The organism is Ralstonia soli (assembly GCF_023955655.1).
In the GTDB taxonomy this organism is placed as follows: domain Bacteria; phylum Pseudomonadota; class Gammaproteobacteria; order Burkholderiales; family Burkholderiaceae; genus Ralstonia; species Ralstonia soli.
The window spans coordinates 161,079-184,191 of record NZ_JAMXHT010000006.1 but is presented as its reverse complement, the minus strand read 5'-3'; the positions used below and the strand labels follow the sequence as shown (position 1 = coordinate 184,191).

Here is a 23,113-nt window from a genome sequence, read left to right as displayed (position 1 = left end):
GGTCAAGGCGTTGTTGTCGCAGTACGGGATTGCCGCGGCGCGGCTGTCGGGCAAGGGTGTGTGGCATCGCTGGCGCCGGTGGCCAGCAACGAGAACGAGCACGGCCGCGCGAAGAATCGGCGCGTCTAACTCGTCCTGCACTAAGCTGGTTGCGCCTTAACGCGCTGCCCGGCCGGCGCGCCCATTGCGACGACGGCGCAGCTCCAGGTGCGTGCGCGTGCCCGACAGCGGCACACGGCGGAAGCGCTCGCGGCGCTGTTCCTCGTCGAAGAACGCCAGCGACGGCTTGACCAGATCGCTGCGCGAGACGATGCCGACCAGCGCCCGCGATTGGGAATCGGCCACCACCGGCAGGCGCTCCAGCCCATGCACTGCTAGGCGCGTGGCAACGATGCGGCAGGTTTCGCCCGGCAGCGCCATCACCGGGGCATTGGCGCCGAACAGTTCGGCCACGTTGACGGCGCCGCGCTTCTGACTCGCCAGCAGGGCATCGCGGTCGAGCATGCCGACGAGCATGCCATCGCGTACTACCGGAAACGCGCGGTGAGCCTGCTGCGCACCGAAGCGATCGGCGAGGGTGTCGGCCAGCGTGGCGTCTGCATCAATGGTCTGCACAGCGCGCGTCATCACTTCATCCACGGCGTGGCGCTCGAGCGGGTCGACCGCGTATTCGCGATAGATGTGGAAGCCGCGGCGTGCGATCTTCTCGGTCATGATCGAGCGCGGCATGGTCAACACGACAAAGCCGTAGGACACCGACACCGCCAGCAGGATCGGCAGCAGTGCATTCACATCGTGCGTGAGCCCGAAGGCGAAGACGATGGCCGTGAGCGGGGCGCCCAGCACGCCGGCCAGCATGGCGGCCATGCACACGAGCGGCCACAGGCCCGGATCGCCGCCGGGCAGGACTGGGCCGACCAGCACACCCAAGCCTGCACCCATCATCAGCAGCGGGGCCAGCACACCGCCCGACGTGCCCGAGCCCAGCGCGATCACCCAGATGACCGCCTTGACCGCCAGCAGCGCCAGCGCCACGCGGATGGCCAGGTGGTTGTGCAGCAGGTCGCCGATGACGTCGTAGCCCACGCCCAGCGCGCGCGGCTCGAAATAGCCACCAATGCCCACCACTAGGCCGCCGATGGCCGGCCACCACATCCAGTGAATGGGCAATCGGCCGAACAGGTCTTCCGTCTTGTACAGCGCCATCGACAGCGAGCGCGCCAGCGCGCCGCACAGCAGCCCGGCGACCAAGCACGAGCCCAGCGCGGGCAGGGTTGCCGGGGTGGTTTGCAGCGGGAACAGCGGGCCGGGCTCCAGCACCAGCACGCGCAGGAAACCGGCCACCGCGCATGCCACCGCCACGGGCAGCATGCTGCGCGGGCGCCATTCGAACAGCAGCAGTTCCACCGCCAGCAGCAACGCCGCCACCGGCGTGCCGAACACGGCCGTCATGCCCGCCGTGGCACCGGCCACCAGCAGCGTTTTGCGCTCGGCCGCCGTCAGCTTGAAGAACTGCGCGAACAATGAGCCGATCGCGCCGCCCGTCATGATGATCGGGCCTTCTGCGCCGAAGGGCCCGCCGCTGCCGATCACAATGCCCGACGACAGCGGCTTGAGCACCGCCACCTTGGGCGACATCCTGCTCTTGCCGAAGAGGATGGCCTCGATGGCCTCGGGGATGCCGTGGCCACGGATCTTCTCCGAGCCGAAGCGCGCCATCAGCCCGACGATCAGACCGCCGACGAGCGGCACTACGATCACCCACGCCCCCAGCGTGTTGGCCGCCGGCGAGCGGTCTGCCAGCGACAGCGTCTGGAAGAAGAACAGGTTGGTGAAGAAGCGGATCAGGTTGAGCAGCGCGACCGCCGCCAGCGTGGCGAACGCAGCAATCACGACCGCCAGCGCTGTGGTGCGGAACAGCGTGGTGTCGGTCGCAAAGTCGCGCCGATGCTGGTGCTCGAGGGTTTGCATGGCGTTACTGCCCGGCGGATGGTTCGACGGGTTGTTCGAGGTGAGGGATCTTGAAAGCGCGGCTGAAGGCCGACAGCTCGCTCTGGTGCAGCGCGGCCAGCAGCGCGACGAGGCGATCGCCCTTTTTTGAGAGGTGGACCTCCACCTGGCGCGCGTCGGTGTCGCTCGGGTGGCGCTCCACGAGGCCGGCCTCTTCGCAGCGCGTGACCAGCGCCGCGGTGCCGTGCGGTGACGCCTGCAGGCGCTCGGCCAGCTCGCCAACAGTGGCCCACTCGCGCCCGGCATAGCCCTTGACGTGCAGCAGCAGCTGATACTGCAGCGGCGTGATGCCCTTGGCGTGGATCAGGTCTTCAGACGCACGCAGGAAGCGGCGCAGGTGGTAGCGGAAATCGGAGAGGCTCTCGAAATCCTGCTTGGACAACGGTCGTGAGGCGGGGCTGGACATGGCGGAATCAAACGGTTCGGGCTGAAATTTATCACGGCATGACATATTTGGGAAAGCCGTCACTTCGCTGGAGTGCTGACAAGGAATGCGTTCTGAGTGGCACGGATTGTTGATTGACGTTCAAGACTGTTTCGTCAATCAACGGGTTTTTCGGCACCAGTCGAGCAGGCACACTGCCATCCATGCTGATTGCGCTGAAAAGGGCTTCCGCCCTCATCGGCGCGATCGGGCCGTATTTGCGCCGTTTTTCGTTTGCTTGCTCAAACGTTTGCGAGACGTTGGCAAAAAATCCAGCCCGTTTCTATCTGTGCATTGGAGTCTGTCGCATGAACCCCACCACTGTTTCCACCAGCCATGCGCGCCGCAGCGCCACGCTACCGTTGATCGCACTCGCGGCCGGCGCGTTCGGCATCGGGACCACCGAGTTTTCGCCGATGGGCCTGCTGCCCGTGATTGCCGATGGCGTGCACGTGTCGATTCCGCAGGCCGGCATGCTGATCAGCGCCTACGCCATCGGCGTGATGGTGGGCGCGCCGGTAATGACGCTGCTGCTCGCGCGCTGGCCGCGCCGCAAGGCGCTGATCGCGCTGATGAGCATCTTCACCATCGGCAACCTGCTATCGGCCATCGCGCCGGATTACACGACGCTGCTGCTCGCGCGGCTCGTCACCAGCCTCAACCACGGTGCGTTCTTTGGGCTCGGCTCGGTGGTGGCCGCCAGCCTCGTGCCGCGCGAAAAGCAGGCGAGCGCCGTGGCGACGATGTTCATGGGCCTGACGATCGCCAATGTGGGCGGTGTGCCCGCGGCAACGTGGCTCGGTCAGATGATCGGTTGGCGCATGTCGTTTGCCGCTACGGCCAGCCTGGGTTTGATCGCCATTGCGGGGTTGTTTGCCGCGCTGCCCAAGGGTGACGCCGGCAAGATGCCCAACCTGCGCGCGGAACTTGCGGTGCTGACGCGGCCCGTCGTGCTCGGCGCGCTGGCCACCACGATGCTAGGCGCCGGTGCGATGTTCACGCTTTACACGTACGTCGCCCCCACGCTTGCTCATCTGACTGGCGCCGCGCCTGCATTCGTGACGGCCATGCTGGTGCTGATTGGCATCGGCTTTTCGATCGGCAATATCGCGGGTGGCCGCCTGGCGGATCGCTCGCTCGACGGCAGCCTGATCGGCTTCCTGATCCTGCTGATCGTGACGATGCTTGCCTTCCCTGTGCTGGCCAAAACGCATGCGGGTGCGGCGCTGGCATTGCTGGTATGGGGCATTGCTACCTTCGCCGTCGTGCCGCCGCTGCAGATGCGCGTGATGCGCGCCGCGGCCGAGGCGCCGGGGCTGGCGTCGTCGGTCAACGTGGGTGCGTTCAATCTCGGTAATGCACTGGGCGCTGCTGCGGGCGGCGTGGCCATCTCGGCTGGCTTCGGCTATGCGGCTGTGCCGGTGGTGGGGGCGGTGATTGCGGCGGCAGGTCTTGCACTGGTCGGCCTGCAGCTCGCGCAGCGCCGCACGCGCGTGGTCATGAACCCGTGACATGCATGAAAAAGGCCAAGCAATGACTTGGCCTCGTTTGTTGAGTGCTTGGCGGTTACATCAGCTTTGCCTGGACCTTCTCGATGGCCTTCAACGCGCAGGCTTCATCCAGTTGGCCGCTCGGCGCGCCGCCCACGCCAACGGCACCGATTACCTCGTCGCCAGCCTTGATGGGCACGCCGCCACCCAGGACCAGGAAGCCGTCGATCGACGTCAGTTGCGCCTGCGCCGGGTTCTTCTGGATGTTCTCCGCCATCTTGGCCGTCGGGGTGCGCGTCGACAGGGCCGTGTAGGCTTTGCGGCGCGACGCGTCTACGGTATGGAGGCCGGCGTTGTCGGCACGCAGCACGGCGCGCGGCACGCCGGTGCGGTCCAGCACGGTCACGGCGACGTTGTAGTGGTCTGCCGCACAAGCCTGGATGGTCTGCTGGGCGATCTCGGCAGCCACGCTCATCGGCAGATTCTTTTCTTGCAGCGCTTGCGCCGATGCGGTACCCGCCAGCGTGGTGAGTGCGATTGCCGCCAGGGCAGAAGCAGAACGAATCATCATGAAGACTCCTGAAGGGGTTCACTGAAAGGCCGGCCCCGCGCCGTCGGCGGCTTGGGGAGGAACCGCCCGTGGTTTTTCAAGGCACGCCCGTCGTGGGCTCGTGCGACCAATCATGGCGGGGCCGATGGATGCCTTCAGTGTGTGACAGCCTGTGACGCGGGAAAATGAGAATCGTCCGATCTTGCGGGGCCGCGCCGCTAGGCTCTTGCGCGCTACCTAGCCGCGATCGCGCGGTGCGGCTGCCTCCGGGGCCGAGCAAGCCGCGCTTGACTCCGGCGTGGAGACTGCGCCTCCGCAATACGGGCATCGCGGCAGATCGGCCTCGGCGGGCGCGTTCTGCGGACGATGGCGCTCCAGCGCGGTGGCCACGAGTTCCGCGCCCATGATGCCGGTGGGGAACGCGATGATGCCGTAGCCCAGCAGGATCGCGCACGACGTGATCAGCCGGCCGAGCGGCGTCTGCGGGGTCAGGTCGCCGTAGCCGGTGGTGCTCATCGTCACCGCTGCCCAGTACACGCCCACGGGAATGCTCGTGATGCCGTTCTCCGGCCCTTCCACGAGATAGATCACCGTGCCGAGGATGACGACCAGCACGAACATCCCGCCGATGAAGACGAAGATTTTGCGGCGTGCACGGGTCAGCGCGCGAATCAGCGCATGCCCTTCCTCCAGATAGATCGATAGCCCCAGGATGCGGAACACGCGCAACAGTCGCAGCAGGCGCACGTCAATCAGCGCGTGCAGGCCGGGGAAGAAGAACGCGAGATAGGTCGGCAGCACCGACACGAGATCGACGATGCCGAAGAAGCTGCGCGCATAGGCGATGGGCTTGGGCGCCGTGAGCAGGCGGAACAGATACTCAGCCGTGAACAGCAGCGTGAACGCCCATTCGGCCACATACAGCGCCTGGCCGTACTGCACGTGAAGCTCCTTCACGCTGTCGGCCATCACGACGAGCACGCTGGCAACGATGAGCCCCAGCACCACGATGTCGAGGTTGCGTTGGAACCGCGCCGGGCTGACGGCATCGCTTGCGGCGTGGCGCACGATGCTCACAAGTTTTCGGATCGATGTCTTCATGCGGGCGACTGTAGAAGGCACAAGTCGTAACGCATATCGGAACCGACTGATTTGGCCGAACCTGTCGTCACGGTTCGACCGCTTTGCCAAAGAAAAAGCCGCTCCGGAGAGCGGCTTCGGCAGCGATGGGCAAGTGGCCCGCCGCAACGTCAGTCGTCGAGCAGCGACAGGTCGCGTACGGCGCCCTTGTCGGCCGACATGACCAGCTTGGCATACGCCTTGAGCGCCGCCGACACCTTGCGCGTGCGCGGCTTGGCCGGCTTCCAGCCCTTGGCGTTCTGCTCTTCGCGGCGACGCGCGAGTTCTTCATCCGAGACCAGCACGTTGATCGTGCGGTTGGGGATGTCGATGCGGATCTTGTCACCATCGCGCACGAGGCCGATCGCGCCGCCAGCCGCCGCTTCCGGCGAGCAGTGGCCGATCGACAGGCCCGACGTGCCGCCCGAGAAGCGGCCATCCGTCAGCAGCGCGCACGCTTTGCCCAGGCCCTTGGATTTGATGTAGCTCGTCGGGTAGAGCATCTCCTGCATGCCGGGGCCGCCCTTCGGGCCTTCGTAGCGCACGATCACCACGTCGCCGGCCTTGACCTTGTCGGCGAGGATGTTCTCGACCGCTTCGTCTTGCGACTCCGTCACGTGGGCCGTGCCTTCGAACACGAGGATGCTGTCGTCCACGCCAGCGGTCTTCACCACGCAGCCGTCGAGCGCGATGTTGCCCGTCAGCACAGCCAGGCCGCCTTCCTTCGAGAACGCGTGCTCGTACGAGCGGATGCAGCCTTCCGCACGGTCGAGGTCCAGGCTCGGCCAGCGCGTGCTCTGGCTGAATGCCACCTGCGTCGGAATGCCGGCCGGGCCTGCGCGGTAGAACGTCTGCACGGCTTCGTCGGACGTGCGGACGATGTCCCACTGGTCCAGCGCGTCCTTCATCGTGGGCGTGTGCACGGTCGGCACGTCGGTGTGCAGTTTGCCGGCGCGGTCCAGCTCGCCCAGGATGGCCATGATGCCGCCTGCACGATGCACATCTTCGATGTGGTACTTGTTCGTGTTCGGCGCCACCTTGCACAGCTGCGGCACGACGCGCGACAGGCGGTCGATGTCGGCCATCGTGAAGTTAATGCCAGCCTCCTGCGCAACGGCCAGCAGGTGCAGGATCGTGTTGGTCGAACCGCCCATGGCGATGTCCAGCGTCATGGCGTTCTCGAACGCCTTGAAGCCTACCGAGCGCGGCAGCACGCGCTCGTCTTCCTGTTCGTAGTACTGGCGGGCCAGTTCAACGATGCGGTGGCCGGCGCGCTTGAAGAGCTGTTCGCGGTCTGCGTGCGTAGCGACCACGGTGCCGTTGCCCGGCAACGACAGGCCCAGTGCTTCGGTCAGGCAGTTCATCGAGTTGGCCGTGAACATGCCCGAGCACGAACCGCAGGTCGGACAAGCGGAGCGTTCGACTTCCGCGACTTCTTCGTCGGAATACTTGCTGTCGGCGGCGATCACCATCGCGTCGATCAGGTCGAGTTTCTTGAATTCGACCGCCTTGGTGACGGGGTTGGCCAGGCGCGTCTTGCCCGCTTCCATCGGGCCGCCCGACACGAAGATCACGGGGATGTTCAGGCGCATCGCGGCCATCAGCATGCCCGGGGTGATCTTGTCGCAGTTGGAGATGCAGACCATGGCATCGGCACAGTGCGCGTTGACCATGTATTCGACGGAGTCGGCAATGATCTCGCGGCTCGGCAGCGAATACAGCATGCCGTCGTGGCCCATGGCGATGCCGTCATCGACGGCGATGGTGTTGAATTCCTTGGCCACACCGCCCGCGGCTTCGATCTCGCGCGCGACGAGTTGGCCCAGGTCTTTCAGGTGCACGTGGCCGGGCACGAACTGGGTGAACGAGTTGACCACCGCGATGATCGGCTTCTGAAAGTCTTCGTCTTTCATGCCGGTGGCGCGCCACAGCGAGCGCGCACCTGCCATGTTGCGGCCGGCGGTGGAGGTTTTGGAGCGGTATGCGGGCATTTTGGGTGCTGAAGAAAGTCGATGGTGGGGCGGGCCACGCGGATAAAGGCCCTCGCGCGCCCGTGCGATCAACCTCTTGAGCCGCGCCCGGGGCAAAACCGGCATTATCCCACGCCGGGCGCAGCGGGGTGCCGGCGGTACATCAGAGCGGCGGCGCCAATGAAAAAGCCGCTTCTGCGTGAACAGAAGCGGCTTCGAATCTGGTGCCCGAGGCCGGAATCGAACCGGCACGCCTTGCGGCGGGGGATTTTGAGTCCCCTGCGTCTACCAATTTCACCACTCGGGCTAGTACTGCTGAGCCAGCAATTATGCCAGAAGTCCGGCGAGCCAAACAAGGCGGGCCGGGGGGAGCGCAATCAACCTGCCTCGCGTTCGTTCTGCACCTCAAGCACACGCAGCAGTGATGCCGTATCGTCATACCCCCACCCGTTGGCGACCAGCGTGTTGAGCTGCGAGGCGACAAGCTCCATCGCCGGCATCTGCAGGCCGAGCTCCTGGGCGATCTCACGCACGAGGCCGAAGTCCTTGTCGTGCAGGCGCGCCTCGATGCCGGCGGCAAAGTTTCGCTCGGCCATCTTGGGGCCCATCATGTCGAGCATGCGGCTGCCGGCAAAACCTGGGCCGATGGCGGCCAGCACGCGCGACGGGTCGGTGCCCTGGGCGCGCGCAAACAGCATGGCCTCGGCAATGCCCTGGATGTTGATGACCTGCACGATCTGGTTGCACGCCTTGGCAACCTGGCCCGAACCATGGTCGCCGATATACGTGATGGTCGTGCCCAGCAGTTGCAGCAGCGGACGCACGCGCTCGAGCACCTCGGGCTTGCCACCCACCATGATCGACAGCGTGGCCTTTTGCGCGCCCGCCGTGCCGCCGGAGACCGGCGCATCCAGGCATTCCAGGCCCGCCGCTTCCAGCTCGGCCGCAATGCGGCGCGTGGCCACGGCGGAGATCGTGCTGTGGTCGATGCACACCGCGCCGCGCGGTGCACCGTGGATGACGCCGTCCGGCCCCAGCAGCACGCCTTCCACATCGGCGGTGGAGGTGACGTTGGTGAAGATGACCTCGGCGTCGCGTGCGGCTTCAGCGGGCGTGCTGCACGGCTCGGCGCCGATGGCGCGGGCGTGGTCGGCGGCTTCGGGGCGGCGCACGTAGGCGCGGACCGTGTGGCCGGCGGCAATCAGGTGCTGGACCATCGGCGAACCCATGTTGCCGAGGCCGATGAAGGCGATACGTGTCATTGCGTGTCTCTCTTTACTTCGGGCCGGCGTAAGCGAAGCGGCCGTTCTTGATGATGCCCATCACGCGCGAGCGCTGGTCGAAGCCTTGGTGATCCTGGGCATTCAGGTTCAGCACGCCGTTGGGCACAGTCAGGTTCTGGGTGGTTTCCAGCGCATCACGCAGGGCGGCGCGGAAGGCGGGGGTGCCCGGCTTGGCGCCGGTCTTGAGCGCGCGCGCCGTCGCGTTGTCGAGCAACTGCCACGCGCCCCAGGCATCGCCCGCAAATTGCGTGACGGTGTTGGGGCCGTACTTGGCTTCGTAGCGATCGGCAAATTCGACGGCCACCTTGCGCACCGGATGGCTGGCCGGCAACTCACGCGCCACCACCACCGGGCCGGTCGGGAAGAGCGTGCCTTCCACGTCCTTGCCGCCCACCTTCAGGAATTCGGTGCTGGCGATGCCGTGCGTCTGATAGATGCGGCCCTTGTAGCCTCGCTCGACCAGCGTGCGCTGCGGCAATGCGGCGGGCGTGCCGGCCCCGGCAATCAGGATGGCATCCGGCTTAGCGGCCATCAGCTTGAGGATCTGGCCGGTCACGCTGGTATCGGTGCGCGCAAAGCGCTCGTTGGCGACCACTTTCAGCTTGCGCACGTCCGCCAGCTTCGAGAATTCACGCCACCAGCTCTCGCCGTACGCATCCGTAAAGCCGATAAAACCGACGGTGTGCACGCCGTTGTCCGCCATGTGCTGCGTCACCAGCGTCGCCATCTGCGAGTCGTTCTGCGGCATCTTGAAGGCCCAGTGGCGCTTGGCATCCTGCGGCTCGACGATGGCGGCCGAGGCGGCCAGCGTGATCATCGGCGTCTGCCCCTCGGCTACGGCATCGAGCGAGGCCAGCGCCGTCGGCACGATCGTCGGGCCGACGATCACGTCCACCTTGTCCTCGGCGATCAGCTTGCGCACATTGCGCACCGCCATCGAGGGGTCGGACGCATCGTCCAGGATGATGACCTGGGCGCGCTGGCCGCCGATGGTGGCGGGCCACATCTGCACGGTGTTTTTGCTGGGGATGCCGATGGCGGCAGCCGGGCCGGTGGTCGACAGGACCACGCCCACGCGAATATCGGCGCGGGCGGGCAGGGCCGTCAGGGCAATTGCGGCCGCGCTGGCAATGAGCGCCAGGCTGCACAAACGGTCGAACAAGCGGCGACGTCGGATCGTCATGAGGTCTCCGGAAAATTCAGGGGGGCAGGCGAAAATCAGAGCTCGTACGCTTCGTGATCGCCGGACATCAATTGTTCGACCAGCTTGCGCGTGAGCGTCGGCGCGAACAGTTCGATGAAGGTGTAGACGAAGCCACGCAAGTACGCCCCCTGCTTGATGCCCAGGTGCGTGACGTTGGTGCCGAACAGGTGCCCGGCCGGAATGGCGCGCAGGTTGCGGTCGCGCTCCGCATCGAAGGCGACACCGGCCACGATGCCCACGCCCAGGCCCACTTCCACGTAGGTCTTGATGACGTCGGCGTCGATGGCTTCCAGCACGATGTCGGGCTTGATCTGGCGCAGTTCGAAGGCGTGGTCGATCTTGGGGCGGCCGGCAAAGTGGTGGTCGTACGTGATGATCGGGTAGCCCTTCAGGTCTTCCAGCGTCAGGTGCTGGCGCGAGAGCAGCGGGTGGTCAGGTGGCGTTACCACCACGTGCTGCCACTGGTAGCCCGGAATGGAGATCAGATCCTTTACGTGCGACATGCCTTCGGTGGCGATGGCGATGTCGGCCTGATCGTGCAGCACCATCTCGGCAATCTGCGCGGGTGTGCCCTGCTGAATGGACAGGCGCACCTTCGGGTACCGGCGGGTGAACTCGGCAATCGCCTTGGGCAGGGCGTACCGCGCCTGCGTGTGCGTCGTGGCGATGGTGAAGTTGCCCTGGTCCTGCGCGGCGTAGTCCTTGCCCACGCGCTTCAGGGTTTCAACCTCTTCCAGCACACGTTCGACCGAGGCCAGGATGCGCCGGCCCGGTTCCGTGAGACCCCGGATGCGCTTGCCGTGTCGTGTGAAGATATCGACACCCAGCTCCTCTTCCAGCTCGATAATGGCCTTGGAGACGCCTGGCTGTGATGTGTAAAGCGCTTTTGCCGCCTCGGTCAGGTTGAATTTCTGCCGCACGGCTTCGCGAACGAAGCGAAATTGATGAAGGTTCATGGCTGCACGATCGGATGCGAAGAAAAGCGAGCGATCAGAGCGCTACTTATAACCGACACCATATAAACAAACAATTTTTTATTGGTTTGGGATATGAGGCCAGTTCATTACGATGCTCGAACTTCGTGATAACACGCCCTCACTGTCCCGTCCCCCCGCGCCATGACGCTTGCTTATACGGTTTCCGGTTTGTTGGTCGGCCTGCTGGTCGGCCTGACAGGCGTGGGCGGCGGTTCCCTGATGACCCCGCTGCTGACGCTGATGTTCGGCTTCTCGCCGGCCACCGCAGTGGGCACTGACTTGGCCTTTGCCTCGCTGACCAAGGGTGTCGGTACGATCGCGCACCGCAGCCACGGCCATATTCGCTGGGACATCGTCAAGCGCCTCTGCCTGGGTAGCCTGCCCGCCGCGCTGGTGACGGTGCTGGTGCTCAAGAGCGTGGGCAACCTCGATGCTGAGTGGATGCACATCATTCGCGTGACGATTGGTGTGTCGGTCATCCTGACTGTGATTTCGCTGCTGTTCCGCCAGCGCGTGCTGGGCTGGCTGGCCCAGCATCCGCGCTATCGCCTGCAAGGCACCACGCTGGCCGTGGCCACGGTGATCGTCGGTGTGGTGCTGGGCGTGCTGGTGACGGTGTCGTCCATCGGCGCCGGGGCCGTGGGCGCGACGCTCATCCTCATCCTGTACCCCGACTTGAAGAGCGCCGAAGTGGCCGGCACTGACATCGCCTACGCCGTGCCGCTGACCGCCGTCGCAGGCCTGGGCCACATGTACCTGGGCACGATCGACTGGAATCTGCTGCTTTCGCTGCTGGTGGGCTCCATTCCGGGTATCTGGCTGGGCGCGCGCCTGTCCAAGAATCTGCCGGAACGTCTGGTGCGCGGCGCGCTCGCCGCCACGCTGACGATCACGGCCATCAAGCTGGTGTCGTGATGCATGACTTGATGCCGCCCCTGCTTGGTTGTTGCTGCTGTCGTTGAACCGACGGCAGCAGCCACATAACAAATCGCTTTCCCCCAATTGAATCGCATGCCGGCCCAGCCGGATTGGACTGAACAGTCATGTACCAATACGACGCTTACGATCACCGCCTCGTCGCCGACCGCGTTGAGCAGTTCCGCGACCAGGTGCGCCGCCGTATCTCGGGCGAACTGACGGAAGAAGAATTCCTGCCGCTGCGCCTGCAGAACGGCCTGTACTACCAGCGCCACGCCTACATGCTGCGCGTGGCGATTCCGTACGGCCACCTGCGTGCCAACCAGATGCGCATGCTCAGCCATATCGCCGCCGAGCACGACCGCGGCTATGGCCACTTCAGCACGCGCCAGAACATCCAGTACAACTGGATCGAGCTGGAGCAGGTGCCGGACATCCTGGCCAAGCTGGCCTCGGTGGAAATGCACGCCATCCAGACCTCGGGCAACTGCATCCGCAACATCACGACCGATCAGTTTGCGGGTGTGGCACCGGACGAGGTGATCGATGCGCGCCCGCTGGCGGAAATCCTGCGCCAATGGTCGACGTTCATCCCTGAATTCGCCTTCCTGCCGCGCAAGTTCAAGATCGCCATCTCGGCATCGCGCGAAGACCGCGCCGTCACGCAACTGCACGACATCGGCGTCTACGCCTATGAAAAGGACGGCCAGACGCTGCTGCGCATCCTGGCCGGCGGCGGCATGGGCCGTACCCCGATCCTGGGCGCGATCATCAAGGAAGACCTGCCTTGGCAGCACATGCTGTCGTACATCGAGGCTGCCATCCGCGTGTACAACCGCTACGGCCGCCGCGACAACAAGTACAAGGCGCGCATCAAGATTCTCGTGAAGGCCATCGGCGCGGAAGAATTCGCCCGCCAGGTGGAAGAAGAGTGGCAGCACATCAAGGACGGCCCGTCGACCATCACGCAGGCCGAGTTTGACCGCGTCGCGCAATTCTTCGCGCCGCCCGCGTATGAAAAGCTGCCAGACACCGACGCCGCCTATGAAAAGGCACTGCTCGAGAACAAGGCGTTCGCGCGGTGGGTGAGCCGCAACGTGCATCCGCACCGCGTGCCGGGCTATGCCGCTGTCACGCTGTCGCTCAAGCCGGGTGCGGCATTGCCCCCGGGCGATGCGACGGCCGAACAGATGGCGCTGGTGGCCGACTGGTCCGAGCGCTTCGGCTTTGGCGAACTGCGCGTGGCGCACGAGCAGAACCTGATCCTGCCGGACGCGAAGAAGCGCGACCTGTTCGACCTGTGGCAACTCGCCAAGGAACACGGCATGGCCACCGCCAACATCGGCCTGCTGACCGACATCATCGCGTGCCCGGGCGGCGATTTCTGCTCGCTGGCCAATGCCAAGTCGATCCCCATCGCTCAGGCGATTCAAGCGCGTTTCGACGATCTTGATTACGTGCACGACCTGGGCGAGCTCTCGCTCAACATCTCGGGTTGCATCAACTCGTGCGGTCACCACCACGTCGGCAACATCGGCATCCTGGGTGTCGATAAGCACGAAGAAGAGTGGTACCAGGTGTCGCTGGGCGGTGCGCAGGGCAACGACTCCGCGATCGGCAAGATCATCGGCCCGTCGTTCAAGGCCGAAGAAATGCCCGACGTGATCGAACGCATCATCGACACCTTCGTCGCCAATCGCACGGAAGACGAACGCTTCATCGACACCTACCACCGCATCGGCATGGCCCCGTTCAAGGAACGTGTCTACGCCCGTGAAGAAGCCTGAACGCCGAGGGAAACGAACATGAGCAAGATCATCAAGCTGCAAAACGGTGCCCCGCAAATCGTGGCCGACGAGTGGACGGTACTGCGCGCGCCCGAAGGTGGTGAACTGGCGCAAGCCGATGTGGATGCCGCCGCGCACGCCATCGTGCCGCTGGCCTTCTGGCAAGCCAATCGCGACGCGCTGCTGACGCGTGCCCGCGCCGGCACGCTGGCCGTGTGGCTGGCCCCGGACGACGAGCCGTTTGCGTTGGAAGCCGACCTGCCGAACCTGCCTCTGGTGGCGGTGGATTTCCCGGTCTTCCGCGACGGTCGCGGCTACAGCACGGCATTCCTGCTACGCCAGCGCCTGGGCTTCACGCGCGAACTGCGCGCCATCGGCGACGTGCTGCGCGACCAGCTCGACTTCATGCGCCGTTGCGGTTTCGACGCTTACGCCGTGCGCGCCGACAAGAGCATCGACGATGCCCTGAACGGCTTCGGCGAGATCAGTGTGCGCTACCAGGGTGCCGTTGATGAGCCGCGTCCGCTGTTCCGCCGCGAGCGTGCTACCGAGGCGAGCGCAGCATGAGCGAGTTCCAAGAGGCTGCCGTGTCCGAAGTGCCGGTGTCCGCAATCGGGCGCCCGGCGCTGTGGACGCGCCCCGTCTATACCGGTACGGCTGAGGCCCTGGCCGCCAAGGAAGCCGCGTTGTTCGAGCGCCTGGCCGAGATTGCCGCCAAGCACGGCGTGGCGAAGTTCGCCACCAGCCTGGCCGCCGAAGACATGGTCGTGACGGATGCGATCCTGCGCAGCCCCGAGGCCGTGCGCGCGCACTTGCCGATCTTCACGCTGCAGACCGGCCGCCTGCACGCTGAGACGCTGGCGATGCTCGACCGCATCCGCGAGCACTACGGTTATGCGATCGAGCAATACGCACCGGACGCCCGCGCAGTCGAAGCCTACGTGCGTGACAACGGTCTTAACGCTTTCTACGACAGCATCGAGCTGCGCAAGGCCTGCTGCAACATCCGCAAGGTGGTGCCGCTGAATCGCGCACTCAAAGACGCCGACGCATGGCTCACCGGCCAGCGCCGCGAGCAGGCCGTCACCCGTGCCGACCTGCCGTTTGCCGAAGACGACGATGCCCGCGGCATCGCCAAGTACAACCCGCTGTTCGACTGGTCCGAGGCTGAAGTCTGGGCCTACCTCGAGCAGCACAACGTGCCCACCAACGCGCTGCACGACAAGGGCTACCCGAGCATTGGCTGTGAGCCCTGCACGCGTGCGGTGCGCGCTGGTGAAGATGTGCGCGCCGGCCGCTGGTGGTGGGAATCGCGCGACAGCAAGGAATGCGGTCTGCATGCGACCAACGTGTCGCAAAAGAGCTAAGGAAAGGAACATGGGAGTCATGAGCGAAATCCCCGGCACGGCACTGACGGCCGTGCAGAACGAGCACCTCGACTGGCTGGAAGCCGAGTCGATCTACATCATCCGCGAGGTGGTGGCCGAGTGCCGCAACCCGGCGCTGCTGTTCTCGGGCGGCAAGGATTCGATCGTCATGCTGCACCTGGCACTCAAGGCGTTCCGGCTGGGCGATCGCAAGATCGAACTGCCGTTCCCGCTGGTGCACATCGACACGGGCCACAACTACCCGGAAGTGATCCAGTTCCGCGACGAGCAGGTCGCCAAGCTGGGTGCGCGCCTGGTGGTGGGCCATGTGGAAGATTCCATCAAGCGCGGCACGGTTCGTCTGCGCAAGGAAACCGATTCGCGCAACGCCGCACAGGCCGTCACGCTGCTGGAAACCATTGAGGCCAATGGCTTCGATGCCCTGATGGGCGGCGCCCGCCGCGACGAAGAGAAGGCCCGCGCCAAGGAGCGCATCTTCTCGTTCCGCGACGAATTCGGCCAGTGGGATCCGAAGGCCCAGCGCCCGGAACTCTGGAGTCTGTACAACGCCCGCATGGCGCAAGGCGAACAGATGCGCGTGTTCCCGATCTCCAACTGGACGGAACTCGACGTGTGGCAGTACATCGCTCGCGAGAACCTCGCCCTGCCGCCGATCTACTACGCGCATCAACGTGAAGTGGTGCGCAAGAACGGCCTGCTGGTGCCGGTCACGCCGATCACGCCCAAGGCCGACGGCGATGTGAGCGAAGTCCTGTCGGTGCGCTTCCGCACGGTGGGCGACATCAGCTGCACGTGCCCGGTGGCAAGCACGGCTGCCACGCCGGCCGAGATCATCGCCGAGACGGCCATCACCGAGATCACCGAACGCGGTGCCACGCGCATGGACGACCAGACGAGCGAAGCCTCGATGGAAAAGCGCAAGAAGGAAGGGTATTTCTGATATGAGCAACCAAGCATCGCACCAAGGCCTGCTGCGCTTCATCACCGCTGGTTCTGTCGACGACGGCAAGAGCACGCTGATCGGCCGTCTGCTGTACGACAGCAAGGCCGTGCTGACCGACCAGCTGCAAGCGCTGGCCAACGCCAAGAACAAGCGTACCGCCGGCGAGCAGATCGACTTCTCGCTGCTGACCGACGGCCTCGAAGCCGAGCGCGAGCAGGGCATCACGATCGACGTGGCGTACCGCTATTTCTCGACCGCGCGCCGCAAGTTCATCATTGCCGACACGCCGGGCCACGAGCAATACACGCGCAACATGGTGACGGGCGCCTCGACCGCGCACGCCGCCATCATCCTGATCGACGTGACGCGCGTGACGACCGTCGACGGCAAGGCCGAGTTGCTGGCCCAGACCAAGCGCCATTCGGCCATCGTCAAGCTGCTGGAGCTGCAGCATGTGATCGTGGCCGTCAACAAGATGGACCTCGTCGACTACAGCGAAGCGCGCTTCAACGAGATCCGCACCGCTTACGACGCACTGGCCGCGCAACTGGGCCTGAAGGATGTGCGCTACGTGCCGGTGTCGGCCCTGCGCGGCGACAACATCGTGCATGCGTCCGAAGCCATGCCGTGGTACCAGGGCGAGCCGCTGCTGCCGCTGCTCGAAGACCTGAAGGTGGAAGACACCGCTCCGGCGGGCGACGACGCGCTGCGCTTCCCGGTGCAGTTCGTGGCACGCCAGGATGGCTCGCAGGCGGACGACTTCCGTGGCTACATGGGCCGCGTGGAGGCCGGCACCGTGCGCGTCGGCCAGGCCGTGCGCGTGCTGCCCGCCAACCGCGAGACCACCGTGGCTGAGGTGCTGACGCCCAACGGTGCTGCTGACTCTGCCGGCCCTGGCGAGACCATCACCGTGCGCCTGGCGGACGACGTGGACATCTCGCGCGGCGACACCATCGTCGCTGCCCCGACGACGGCTGCAAACGCCGCCAAGAAGCTGCACGCGGATCTCTGCTGGTTCGACGAACACGAGCTGAACCCGGCCCGCAAGTACGTGCTGAAGCACACCACGGCCACCGTGTTCGCGCGCGTGTCGGAAGTCGAGCGCGTGCTGGACGTGCACACGCTGTCGCACGGCACCGGCCGCAAGCAGATCGCGCTGAACGACATCGGCACGGTCAACATCAGCCTGCAGAAGCCGATCGTGTGCGACGCCTATGGCGACAACCCCGCCACTGGCGCGTTCATCCTGGTGGACGAAGCGACGCACCATACGGTGGCGGCTGGCATGATCCGTGCATTTTCCTAAAGTAGATGGGGCGCAGTAAGCTGCGCCCCGCAGGGAAAAGGCAAAGGAAGCTGCAAATGGAAGCGAAGACCCACAAGACGTTTGGCCGCGTGAGCCTGATTGGCGCGGGCCCCGGTGCCGCAGACCTCATCACGGTGCGCGGTGCACGGTTGTTGGGCGAAGCCGAGGTCGTGCTGCACGACGCGCTGGTCTCGCCCGAGGTCTTTCAGTATTGCCCGCAGGCCGTGCTGATTGCCGTCGGCAAGCGCTGCGGCAAGCGGTCGACCGCGCAGCGCTTCATCAACCGGCAGCTCGTCGATTTGGCGACGAAGTATGAGCGCGTGGTACGCCTCAAGGGCGGCGATCCGATGCTGTTTGGTCGCGCCGACGAGGAGCTGCAGGCGCTGGAGCAGGCCGGCATCGACTACGAAATCGTGCCGGGCGTCACCGCGGCGCTGGCCGCCGCATCCGCCATTCGCCAACCCCTCACGAAGCGTGGTGTGGCGCGCAGTGTCGCCTTCGTCACGCAAGCCAAGGCCGCCGACCCCGATACGCCGCAACCCGAAGGCGTGACGCCCGAGCCTGCTGCGCAGGCTGACTCGCTCGTCTACTACATGGGCCGCGATCAGGCTGCCTCCATCGCGGCTGACCTGATCGCCCGTGGCCGCGCACCGTCGACGCCCGCCTGGGTGGTCGAGGCCGCCACCACGCCCGAGCAGCGCTCGGCGCGCTTCACGCTGCAGCAGATGGCCGATGGTGCCGCCGCGGCGTGGATCAACCCGGATCACCCGAGCCTGCTGATGATCGGCGATGCGTTTGCCGCGCGAGCCACCGCATCCGCACCGGAAGTCCTCGTCAGCGAGCCACCTATCCTGGCCGCCTGAGCCGCGCTCGGAACGTCAGCGCTTCTCCCGCCCCTGTTCAAGCACGCAAAACTGCCCGTTGCAGCACCGACGCTGCCGGGCATGAGATGCTGTGAGGTATTACGTATTCCATTCCCGGGGGGGAAATCTGTGCCATGCCGCACGTCATCATCGAGTACACCGCCAACGTCGAAGCCGATGCGCGCATTCCTGAGCTCATGCGCGTGCTCAACGATGTGCTGATCGTCCATGCGGACGTATTTCCCATCGGTGGCATCCGCACGCGCGCGCTGCGCCTCGACCAATACCGCATGGCCGACGGCGCTGCAGACGACGCCTTTATCCACGTCGCCTTCCGTATCAAGGCGGGTCGGCCCAAAGCCGTGACAGGGCCGATCTGCGCGGAGATGTTTACCGCCATGCGCGCGCATCTGTCGGATGTGTTTGCACGCCGCTATCTGGGCCTGACGCTGGAGCTGGAGGAGTTCAACGCGCACGGCTTTCACGTCGAGAACAACGTGCACGCGCGTTTTGCGCACGTGGCGGAACCGCAGTAACGAGAACCTCGGCTCAGCCGAGCTGACGGACGCAGTAGCCGGCGATGGCGTCGAGGACAGCGTCGTCTTCGCCAACGGCATCGGCGCAGCGGATGGAGAGCGCGGGATGGGCCTGGGCACACTGCGCAACCAGCGCGGGCAGATCGCGCCGCAAGTGGCCGCCCTGGCCGAAGAACACCGGCACGATGGTGATGCTTTGCGTGCCGTTCGCGGCCAGGTCAGCGATGGTGCCCGGCAGACTGGGCGTCATCAGTTCAAGAAAGGCGAGGCGCGTATCGACGTCGGGTTGCTGCGCGGCAAGGCGCTCGCGCAGGCGGTCGAACGGCTCGCGCCAGCGGGCATCGCGCGCGCCGTGGGCAAACAGGACGAGCGCGCGCGTGGCCATCAGTGGCGCTCCACCCAGCGCAGGCTCACCAGCGCCAATGCCAAGTACAACGCGCCCGGCACGATGGCCGTGAAGATGGCCGGCCACGTGTTCAGCAGGCCCACGTGCGAGAACAGGTTGTTCACCAGCTGGAACGACAGGCCCAGCATGATGCCCCCGAACACCTTCAGGCCCACGGCGCCGGCACGTGCGTGCAGATAGGCAAAGGGCAGGGCCAGCGCCATCATCACCAGCACCGTGAACGGGTAGACCACCTTCTTCCACAGGGCGATCTCGTAGCGCTGCGTGTCCTGCTTGTTGTCGCGCAGATGGCGAATGTACTGGAACAGGTCCAGCGTGGCCATGCGGTCAGGCGTCACCATCAGCACTGACAGAATTTGCGGCGTAAGTTCGGAGCGCATCTCCTGCTGCGGCAGCTTGATCTGCTCACCGCGGAAGTCCGGCGCCAGCGCATCGGGCGCACCGGGCACGGCCTGCACAGTGTCTTGCGGGGCAACGGTACCGGGCTTGCGCACGAATTCAACGAAGCGCGTCTCGGTCACGTTATTCAGCTGCCAATTCTGATGGCCCTGGTAGCGCGCCTGTTCCGCCACGCGAATCGAGCTCAGGCGGTAATCCGGATCGAATTCATAGATGCGCAGGCCCTTGATGGACTGATCCGGCTGCAGGCTGCCCACGTTGACGAAGCGGGTGACTTCACCGCCCGTGCCGTCCGCCTTGGCCGGGCCGCGGTCCTTGACCCACACGCCCGATCGGAAGCCGGCAGAAACCGTCGCGCCCAACGCTTCCAGCCGAACTTTCTGTGCGTATTCTTCCGCTTTCGGCCCGATGAATTCGCCGAAGATGTACGTCACCAGCGCCAGCGGCAGCGCAATCTTGAACAGCGATAGCAGCGCGCGCTTCGTATCGAGCCCCGCCACGCGAAAGATGGTGAATTCCGACTGGCTCGCCATCTGCGAGAACACATAGATGGCGCTAATGAGCGCCGCCACCGGAATGACTTCATACACGCGCGTCGGCGCCTGCAACATCACGTGGAAGAACGCGATGAGCGTGGTGTAGCGCCCCATGACCGAGCCCAGCTCGCCCAGCATGTCGAAGAAGATAAAGAGCGCCAGCACCGCAAACAGGATGAAGACGAACACGCCGTAGATCTGGCGCGCGAAGTACTTCTCGTAGACGGGCATCTTCATCATGCGCCCGCCTTGTTGGATGCCGATTTCGGTGCAAAGCCGAGCAGGGCGAAGATGCCCTTGAGGCCGGCCGCGCTGTAGTGGCGGAAGCGGAATAGCAGCACCGCGCAGATGAAGGCCGCCAGGTGGATCGGCCACCAGGCCATGAAGACGTTCATCTTGCCCTGCGACACCCACGCCTGCGACAAGTTCAGCAGGTTGGAATACGTCAGGTAGATCAGCACCGCAAAGATCATCGGCGTATAGCGGCCCAGGCGAGGGTTGACGTACGCCAGCGGAATGGCGATCAGCACGAAGTTGAGCGCCAGCAGCGGCAGGCCGATGCGCCACACCAGTTCGCCCAGGTTCTCAGGCGTCGGATTGGCGATGAGGTCCTTGGTGGAGCGGCTCTTGGTCGGCAGATTGGCGTCGGTCTGTGGCGGCTTGTTGGCGACCTTCACGCCGTACTTGTCGAATTCGACGATGCGGTAGTCGAGCTTGCCGGGCGTACCTTCATAGCGGCGGCCCTTGTCGAGCACGATGAAGCGGTCGCCGTTGGGCATGGTCTTGAACTCGCCGGTCTTGGCCATGGCCACGCCGATCTTGTCCTGCTCGGCATTGGCGACGAACAGGTTGCGGGCGTGTTTCATACCGGAGTCCACGCCCTCGATGAAGAGCACGTAGTTGCCGTGCGCGGGCTCGATGAAGCGGCCGGCGGAGATCATCGACAGCACGTCGCGCTGCTCGAAGCGGTCACGGAACAGCGCGCTCTGCTGGTTGGCCCAGGGCCAGCCGAACAGCGCCAGCAGCGCCACCAGCACGATGAACGGCAGCGAGAAGCGCAACACCGGGCGGATGAAGTCAGTCAGGCTGATGCCCGACGTGAACCACACCACCATCTCGGAATCCTTGTACCAGCGCGTGAGCACCAGCAGCACCGAGATGAACAGCGTGGCGCACAGCAGAATCGCCAGGTAGCCCAGCGTGGCCAGGCCGATGAGGAGCAGGACGTCGTTCGGGTTGGCCTCGCCGTTGGCAGCCATGCCGAGAATGCGGATCACCAGGGTGGTCAGCATGAACGTCAGCAGCACGAGGAAGACGGCGCCGGCGGTAAAGGACAGCTCGCGTCGCAGGGCTTGTTCGAAAATCATGCGGATGCGGGATGGGGGGCGAGGTCTTGGCCGATGTGAGTTCCACCGGAGCCCGCGCGCAAAATCGCGGATAATGTGGGCTTTCGTTGACTCGCCTCATAGAGAGAAGCGCGATGGAATTTAGCACAAAAGCCCTGGACTGGGCCAAAGCGGGCGCCCTGGCCGCCAAGAGCGATTGCCTCGTGATCGGTCTGTTCGAGTCGCAGACCCTGGCCGGCGCCGCCAAGGCGCTGGACGTGGCCACCAAGGGCCTGGTCGGCCGCCTGGTCAAGCTGGGCGACTTTGAAGGCAAGCGGGGCACGTCGCTGCTGCTGCACGAAGTAGCCGGCGTGGGCGCTGCCCGCGTGTTGCTGGTCGGTCTGGGCAAGGAAGCCGACTTCACCGACCGTGCCTACGCCGAAGCCGTGCGCACCGCACTGCGCGCGCTGGCCGGCACCAAGGCCGCCAACGTGACGTGGACGCTCACTGAGCACACCGCCCGTGACAAGGACACCGCCTGGGCCGTGCTGACCGCCGTCACGCTCATCCGCGAAACCAGCTACCGCTTCATCGAGCGCCATCCGTCGCTCAAGAGCAAGGGTGACAAGAACGGCACCACGCTGCGCAAGGTCGCGCTGGTCGTGCCCGCTGCCGACGCCAAGGCCGCCAGCGTGGCCGCCGCGCGCGGCACCGCCATCGCCAACGGCATGGACCTGACGCGTGACCTGGGCAACCTGCCGTCCAACATCTGCACGCCGACGTACTTGGCCAACACCGCGCGCCAGATCGCCAAGGAATTCAAGCTCAAGGTCGAAGTGCTCGGCCGCAAACAGATCGAAGCCCTGAAGATGGGCGCCTTCCTGGCCGTGACCAAGGGCAGCGAAGAGCCGCCGCAGTTCATCGTGCTGCGCTACGAAGGCGGCCCGGCCAAGCAGGCACCGGTCGTGCTCGTGGGCAAGGGTATCACGTTTGATACGGGCGGCATCTCGCTCAAGCCGGGCGAGGGCATGGACGAGATGAAGTACGACATGTGCGGCGCGGCCTCGGTGCTGGGCACGCTGCGTGCGGTGGCCGAGATGGGCCTCAAGCAGAACGTCATCGCCGTGGTGCCGACCTGCGAGAACATGCCCAGCGGCATCGCAACCAAGCCGGGCGACGTCGTCACCAGCATGTCGGGTCAGACCATCGAGATCCTGAACACCGACGCCGAAGGTCGCCTGATCCTGTGCGATGCACTCACCTATGTGGAGCGTTTCAAGCCGGCGGTGGTGATCGACGTGGCCACGCTCACGGGCGCCTGCATCATCGCGCTGGGCCATATCAACACCGGCATGTACGCCCGCAGCGATGCGTTGGCAGATTCGCTGATCGCGGCCGGCAAGCAATCGCTCGACACCGCCTGGCGCATGCCGTTGGACGAGGAATACCAGGAGCAGCTCAAGTCGAACTTTGCCGACATGGGCAACATCGGCGGCCGCCCGGCCGGCAGCGTGACGGCGGCCTGCTTCCTGGCGCGCTTTACCGAGAAGTACGACTGGGCCCACCTCGACATCGCCGGCACTGCCTGGAAGAGCGGCGCGGCCAAGGGCGCCACGGGCCGTCCGGTGCCGCTGCTGACGCGCTTCCTGATGGACCGCGCCTGAAAAAGACCGCTTCAC

Annotated in this window: 21 protein-coding genes and 1 tRNA gene; 10 read left to right on the top strand and 12 right to left on the bottom strand. The window is 65.3% G+C overall.

Annotated features, from left to right (window positions below; genetic code table 11):
* Positions 1–156: 156 nt before the first annotated feature.
* Both NG900_RS16775 and NG900_RS16770 read right to left on the bottom strand, forming a co-directional pair.
* Positions 157–1,971 carry a chloride channel protein gene (locus tag NG900_RS16775; RefSeq protein ID WP_252682499.1) on the bottom strand — a complete coding sequence of 605 codons (1,815 nt, stop codon included), beginning with the start codon at positions 1,969–1,971 and terminating at the stop codon, positions 157–159.
* 4 nt (positions 1,972–1,975) lie between these two features.
* Complete coding sequence (locus NG900_RS16770; RefSeq protein ID WP_252682498.1) at positions 1,976–2,416, bottom strand: MarR family winged helix-turn-helix transcriptional regulator; 441 nt, start codon at positions 2,414–2,416, stop codon at positions 1,976–1,978.
* Positions 2,417–2,742: 326 nt separating this feature from the next.
* Here NG900_RS16770 and NG900_RS16765 point away from each other — a divergent pair, with 326 nt between their 5' ends.
* On the top strand, positions 2,743–3,945 hold the full coding sequence (locus NG900_RS16765) for an MFS transporter (protein ID WP_252682497.1): 1,203 nt from the start codon (positions 2,743–2,745) through the stop codon (positions 3,943–3,945).
* 55 nt (positions 3,946–4,000) lie between these two features.
* Here the strand turns inward: NG900_RS16765 and NG900_RS16760 are convergent, their stop codons facing one another.
* The 7 genes from NG900_RS16760 to NG900_RS16730 all read right to left on the bottom strand — a co-directional run bounded on the left by NG900_RS16760 (position 4,001) and on the right by NG900_RS16730 (position 11,006).
* On the bottom strand, positions 4,001–4,495 hold the full coding sequence (locus tag NG900_RS16760; protein ID WP_252682496.1) for a GlcG/HbpS family heme-binding protein: 495 nt from the start codon (positions 4,493–4,495) through the stop codon (positions 4,001–4,003).
* 216 nt (positions 4,496–4,711) lie between these two features.
* Complete coding sequence (locus tag NG900_RS16755) at positions 4,712–5,575, bottom strand: ion transporter (RefSeq protein ID WP_252682495.1); 864 nt, start codon at positions 5,573–5,575, stop codon at positions 4,712–4,714.
* A 149-nt stretch (positions 5,576–5,724) separates the two neighbouring features.
* Positions 5,725–7,584, bottom strand: coding sequence for a dihydroxy-acid dehydratase (gene ilvD / locus NG900_RS16750; protein ID WP_252682494.1), 1,860 nt, complete (start codon positions 7,582–7,584; stop codon positions 5,725–5,727).
* A gap of 201 nt (positions 7,585–7,785) precedes the next feature.
* Positions 7,786–7,870: transfer RNA gene (locus NG900_RS16745), tRNA-Leu, on the bottom strand.
* A gap of 70 nt (positions 7,871–7,940) precedes the next feature.
* Positions 7,941–8,825 carry an NAD(P)-dependent oxidoreductase gene (locus NG900_RS16740; protein WP_252682493.1) on the bottom strand — a complete coding sequence of 295 codons (885 nt, stop codon included), beginning with the start codon at positions 8,823–8,825 and terminating at the stop codon, positions 7,941–7,943.
* A gap of 13 nt (positions 8,826–8,838) precedes the next feature.
* Entirely contained in the window at positions 8,839–10,029 is a 1,191-nt protein-coding gene (locus NG900_RS16735) for an ABC transporter substrate-binding protein (RefSeq protein ID WP_252682492.1), read from the bottom strand.
* Positions 10,030–10,064: 35 nt separating this feature from the next.
* Positions 10,065–11,006, bottom strand: coding sequence for a CysB family HTH-type transcriptional regulator (locus NG900_RS16730; protein ID WP_252682491.1), 942 nt, complete (start codon positions 11,004–11,006; stop codon positions 10,065–10,067).
* Between the two features lie 162 nt (positions 11,007–11,168).
* Here NG900_RS16730 and NG900_RS16725 point away from each other — a divergent pair, with 162 nt between their 5' ends.
* The 8 genes from NG900_RS16725 to NG900_RS16690 all read left to right on the top strand — a co-directional run bounded on the left by NG900_RS16725 (position 11,169) and on the right by NG900_RS16690 (position 18,768).
* Complete coding sequence (locus tag NG900_RS16725) at positions 11,169–11,942, top strand: sulfite exporter TauE/SafE family protein (protein WP_252682490.1); 774 nt, start codon at positions 11,169–11,171, stop codon at positions 11,940–11,942.
* 128 nt (positions 11,943–12,070) lie between these two features.
* Positions 12,071–13,732 (top strand): nitrite/sulfite reductase, encoded by a 1,662-nt coding sequence (locus NG900_RS16720; RefSeq protein WP_252682489.1) that lies wholly within the window; start codon positions 12,071–12,073, stop codon positions 13,730–13,732.
* Positions 13,733–13,750: 18 nt separating this feature from the next.
* Complete coding sequence (locus NG900_RS16715) at positions 13,751–14,299, top strand: DUF934 domain-containing protein (RefSeq protein WP_252682488.1); 549 nt, start codon at positions 13,751–13,753, stop codon at positions 14,297–14,299.
* Positions 14,296–15,099: a phosphoadenylyl-sulfate reductase gene (locus tag NG900_RS16710; RefSeq protein WP_252682487.1), complete on the top strand. Its 804-nt coding sequence runs from the start codon at positions 14,296–14,298 to the stop codon at positions 15,097–15,099. Before NG900_RS16715 ends, NG900_RS16710 begins: the two co-directional genes overlap by 4 nt.
* Before the next feature lie 10 nt (positions 15,100–15,109).
* On the top strand, positions 15,110–16,060 hold the full coding sequence (cysD, locus tag NG900_RS16705; RefSeq protein WP_252682486.1) for a sulfate adenylyltransferase subunit CysD: 951 nt from the start codon (positions 15,110–15,112) through the stop codon (positions 16,058–16,060).
* Between the two features lies 1 nt (position 16,061).
* Positions 16,062–17,369, top strand: a complete 1,308-nt coding sequence (locus NG900_RS16700; protein WP_252682485.1) for a sulfate adenylyltransferase subunit 1 — start codon at positions 16,062–16,064, stop codon at positions 17,367–17,369.
* Positions 17,370–17,425: 56 nt separating this feature from the next.
* Complete coding sequence (cobA, locus tag NG900_RS16695) at positions 17,426–18,232, top strand: uroporphyrinogen-III C-methyltransferase (protein ID WP_252682484.1); 807 nt, start codon at positions 17,426–17,428, stop codon at positions 18,230–18,232.
* Positions 18,233–18,366: 134 nt separating this feature from the next.
* Positions 18,367–18,768 carry a 5-carboxymethyl-2-hydroxymuconate Delta-isomerase gene (locus NG900_RS16690; protein WP_252682483.1) on the top strand — a complete coding sequence of 134 codons (402 nt, stop codon included), beginning with the start codon at positions 18,367–18,369 and terminating at the stop codon, positions 18,766–18,768.
* 13 nt (positions 18,769–18,781) lie between these two features.
* Here the strand turns inward: NG900_RS16690 and NG900_RS16685 are convergent, their stop codons facing one another.
* Genes NG900_RS16685 through lptF form a run of 3 tightly spaced genes read right to left on the bottom strand, consistent with a single transcriptional unit; the run spans position 18,782 to position 21,476 of the window.
* Complete coding sequence (locus tag NG900_RS16685; RefSeq protein WP_252682482.1) at positions 18,782–19,153, bottom strand: sirohydrochlorin chelatase; 372 nt, start codon at positions 19,151–19,153, stop codon at positions 18,782–18,784.
* Positions 19,153–20,346 (bottom strand): LPS export ABC transporter permease LptG, encoded by a 1,194-nt coding sequence (gene lptG / locus NG900_RS16680; protein WP_252682833.1) that lies wholly within the window; start codon positions 20,344–20,346, stop codon positions 19,153–19,155. Before lptG ends, NG900_RS16685 begins: the two co-directional genes overlap by 1 nt.
* Complete coding sequence (gene lptF / locus NG900_RS16675) at positions 20,346–21,476, bottom strand: LPS export ABC transporter permease LptF (RefSeq protein ID WP_252682481.1); 1,131 nt, start codon at positions 21,474–21,476, stop codon at positions 20,346–20,348. The genes lptG and lptF overlap by 1 nt, the downstream gene beginning before the upstream one ends.
* A 113-nt stretch (positions 21,477–21,589) precedes the next feature.
* Here lptF and NG900_RS16670 point away from each other — a divergent pair, with 113 nt between their 5' ends.
* A complete protein-coding gene (locus NG900_RS16670) occupies positions 21,590–23,098 on the top strand; it encodes a leucyl aminopeptidase (RefSeq protein ID WP_252682480.1) in 1,509 nt (502 codons plus the stop codon).
* Positions 23,099–23,113: the final 15 nt, after the last annotated feature.

What these genes read in the sequence shown, in the direction of transcription:
- cysD (WP_252682486.1), top strand. Translation starts at nt 15,110, where the DNA reads ATGGGAGTCATGAGCGAAATCCCCGGCACGGCACTGACGGCCGTGCAG.
- NG900_RS16690 (WP_252682483.1), top strand. Translation starts at nt 18,367, where the DNA reads ATGCCGCACGTCATCATCGAGTACACCGCCAACGTCGAAGCCGATGCG.
- NG900_RS16715 (WP_252682488.1), top strand. Translation starts at nt 13,751, where the DNA reads ATGAGCAAGATCATCAAGCTGCAAAACGGTGCCCCGCAAATCGTGGCC.
- NG900_RS16720 (WP_252682489.1), top strand. Translation starts at nt 12,071, where the DNA reads ATGTACCAATACGACGCTTACGATCACCGCCTCGTCGCCGACCGCGTT.
- NG900_RS16700 (WP_252682485.1), top strand. Translation starts at nt 16,062, where the DNA reads ATGAGCAACCAAGCATCGCACCAAGGCCTGCTGCGCTTCATCACCGCT.
- NG900_RS16755 (WP_252682495.1), bottom strand. Translation starts at nt 5,575, where the DNA reads ATGAAGACATCGATCCGAAAACTTGTGAGCATCGTGCGCCACGCCGCA.
- NG900_RS16760 (WP_252682496.1), bottom strand. Translation starts at nt 4,495, where the DNA reads ATGATGATTCGTTCTGCTTCTGCCCTGGCGGCAATCGCACTCACCACG.
- NG900_RS16770 (WP_252682498.1), bottom strand. Translation starts at nt 2,416, where the DNA reads ATGTCCAGCCCCGCCTCACGACCGTTGTCCAAGCAGGATTTCGAGAGC.
- lptF (WP_252682481.1), bottom strand. Translation starts at nt 21,476, where the DNA reads ATGATTTTCGAACAAGCCCTGCGACGCGAGCTGTCCTTTACCGCCGGC.
- cobA (WP_252682484.1), top strand. Translation starts at nt 17,426, where the DNA reads ATGGAAGCGAAGACCCACAAGACGTTTGGCCGCGTGAGCCTGATTGGC.
- NG900_RS16730 (WP_252682491.1), bottom strand. Translation starts at nt 11,006, where the DNA reads ATGAACCTTCATCAATTTCGCTTCGTTCGCGAAGCCGTGCGGCAGAAA.
- NG900_RS16710 (WP_252682487.1), top strand. Translation starts at nt 14,296, where the DNA reads ATGAGCGAGTTCCAAGAGGCTGCCGTGTCCGAAGTGCCGGTGTCCGCA.
- NG900_RS16765 (WP_252682497.1), top strand. Translation starts at nt 2,743, where the DNA reads ATGAACCCCACCACTGTTTCCACCAGCCATGCGCGCCGCAGCGCCACG.
- NG900_RS16740 (WP_252682493.1), bottom strand. Translation starts at nt 8,825, where the DNA reads ATGACACGTATCGCCTTCATCGGCCTCGGCAACATGGGTTCGCCGATG.
- NG900_RS16775 (WP_252682499.1), bottom strand. Translation starts at nt 1,971, where the DNA reads ATGCAAACCCTCGAGCACCAGCATCGGCGCGACTTTGCGACCGACACC.
- lptG (WP_252682833.1), bottom strand. Translation starts at nt 20,346, where the DNA reads ATGAAGATGCCCGTCTACGAGAAGTACTTCGCGCGCCAGATCTACGGC.
- ilvD (WP_252682494.1), bottom strand. Translation starts at nt 7,584, where the DNA reads ATGCCCGCATACCGCTCCAAAACCTCCACCGCCGGCCGCAACATGGCA.
- NG900_RS16735 (WP_252682492.1), bottom strand. Translation starts at nt 10,029, where the DNA reads ATGACGATCCGACGTCGCCGCTTGTTCGACCGTTTGTGCAGCCTGGCG.
- NG900_RS16685 (WP_252682482.1), bottom strand. Translation starts at nt 19,153, where the DNA reads ATGGCCACGCGCGCGCTCGTCCTGTTTGCCCACGGCGCGCGCGATGCC.
- NG900_RS16670 (WP_252682480.1), top strand. Translation starts at nt 21,590, where the DNA reads ATGGAATTTAGCACAAAAGCCCTGGACTGGGCCAAAGCGGGCGCCCTG.
- NG900_RS16725 (WP_252682490.1), top strand. Translation starts at nt 11,169, where the DNA reads ATGACGCTTGCTTATACGGTTTCCGGTTTGTTGGTCGGCCTGCTGGTC.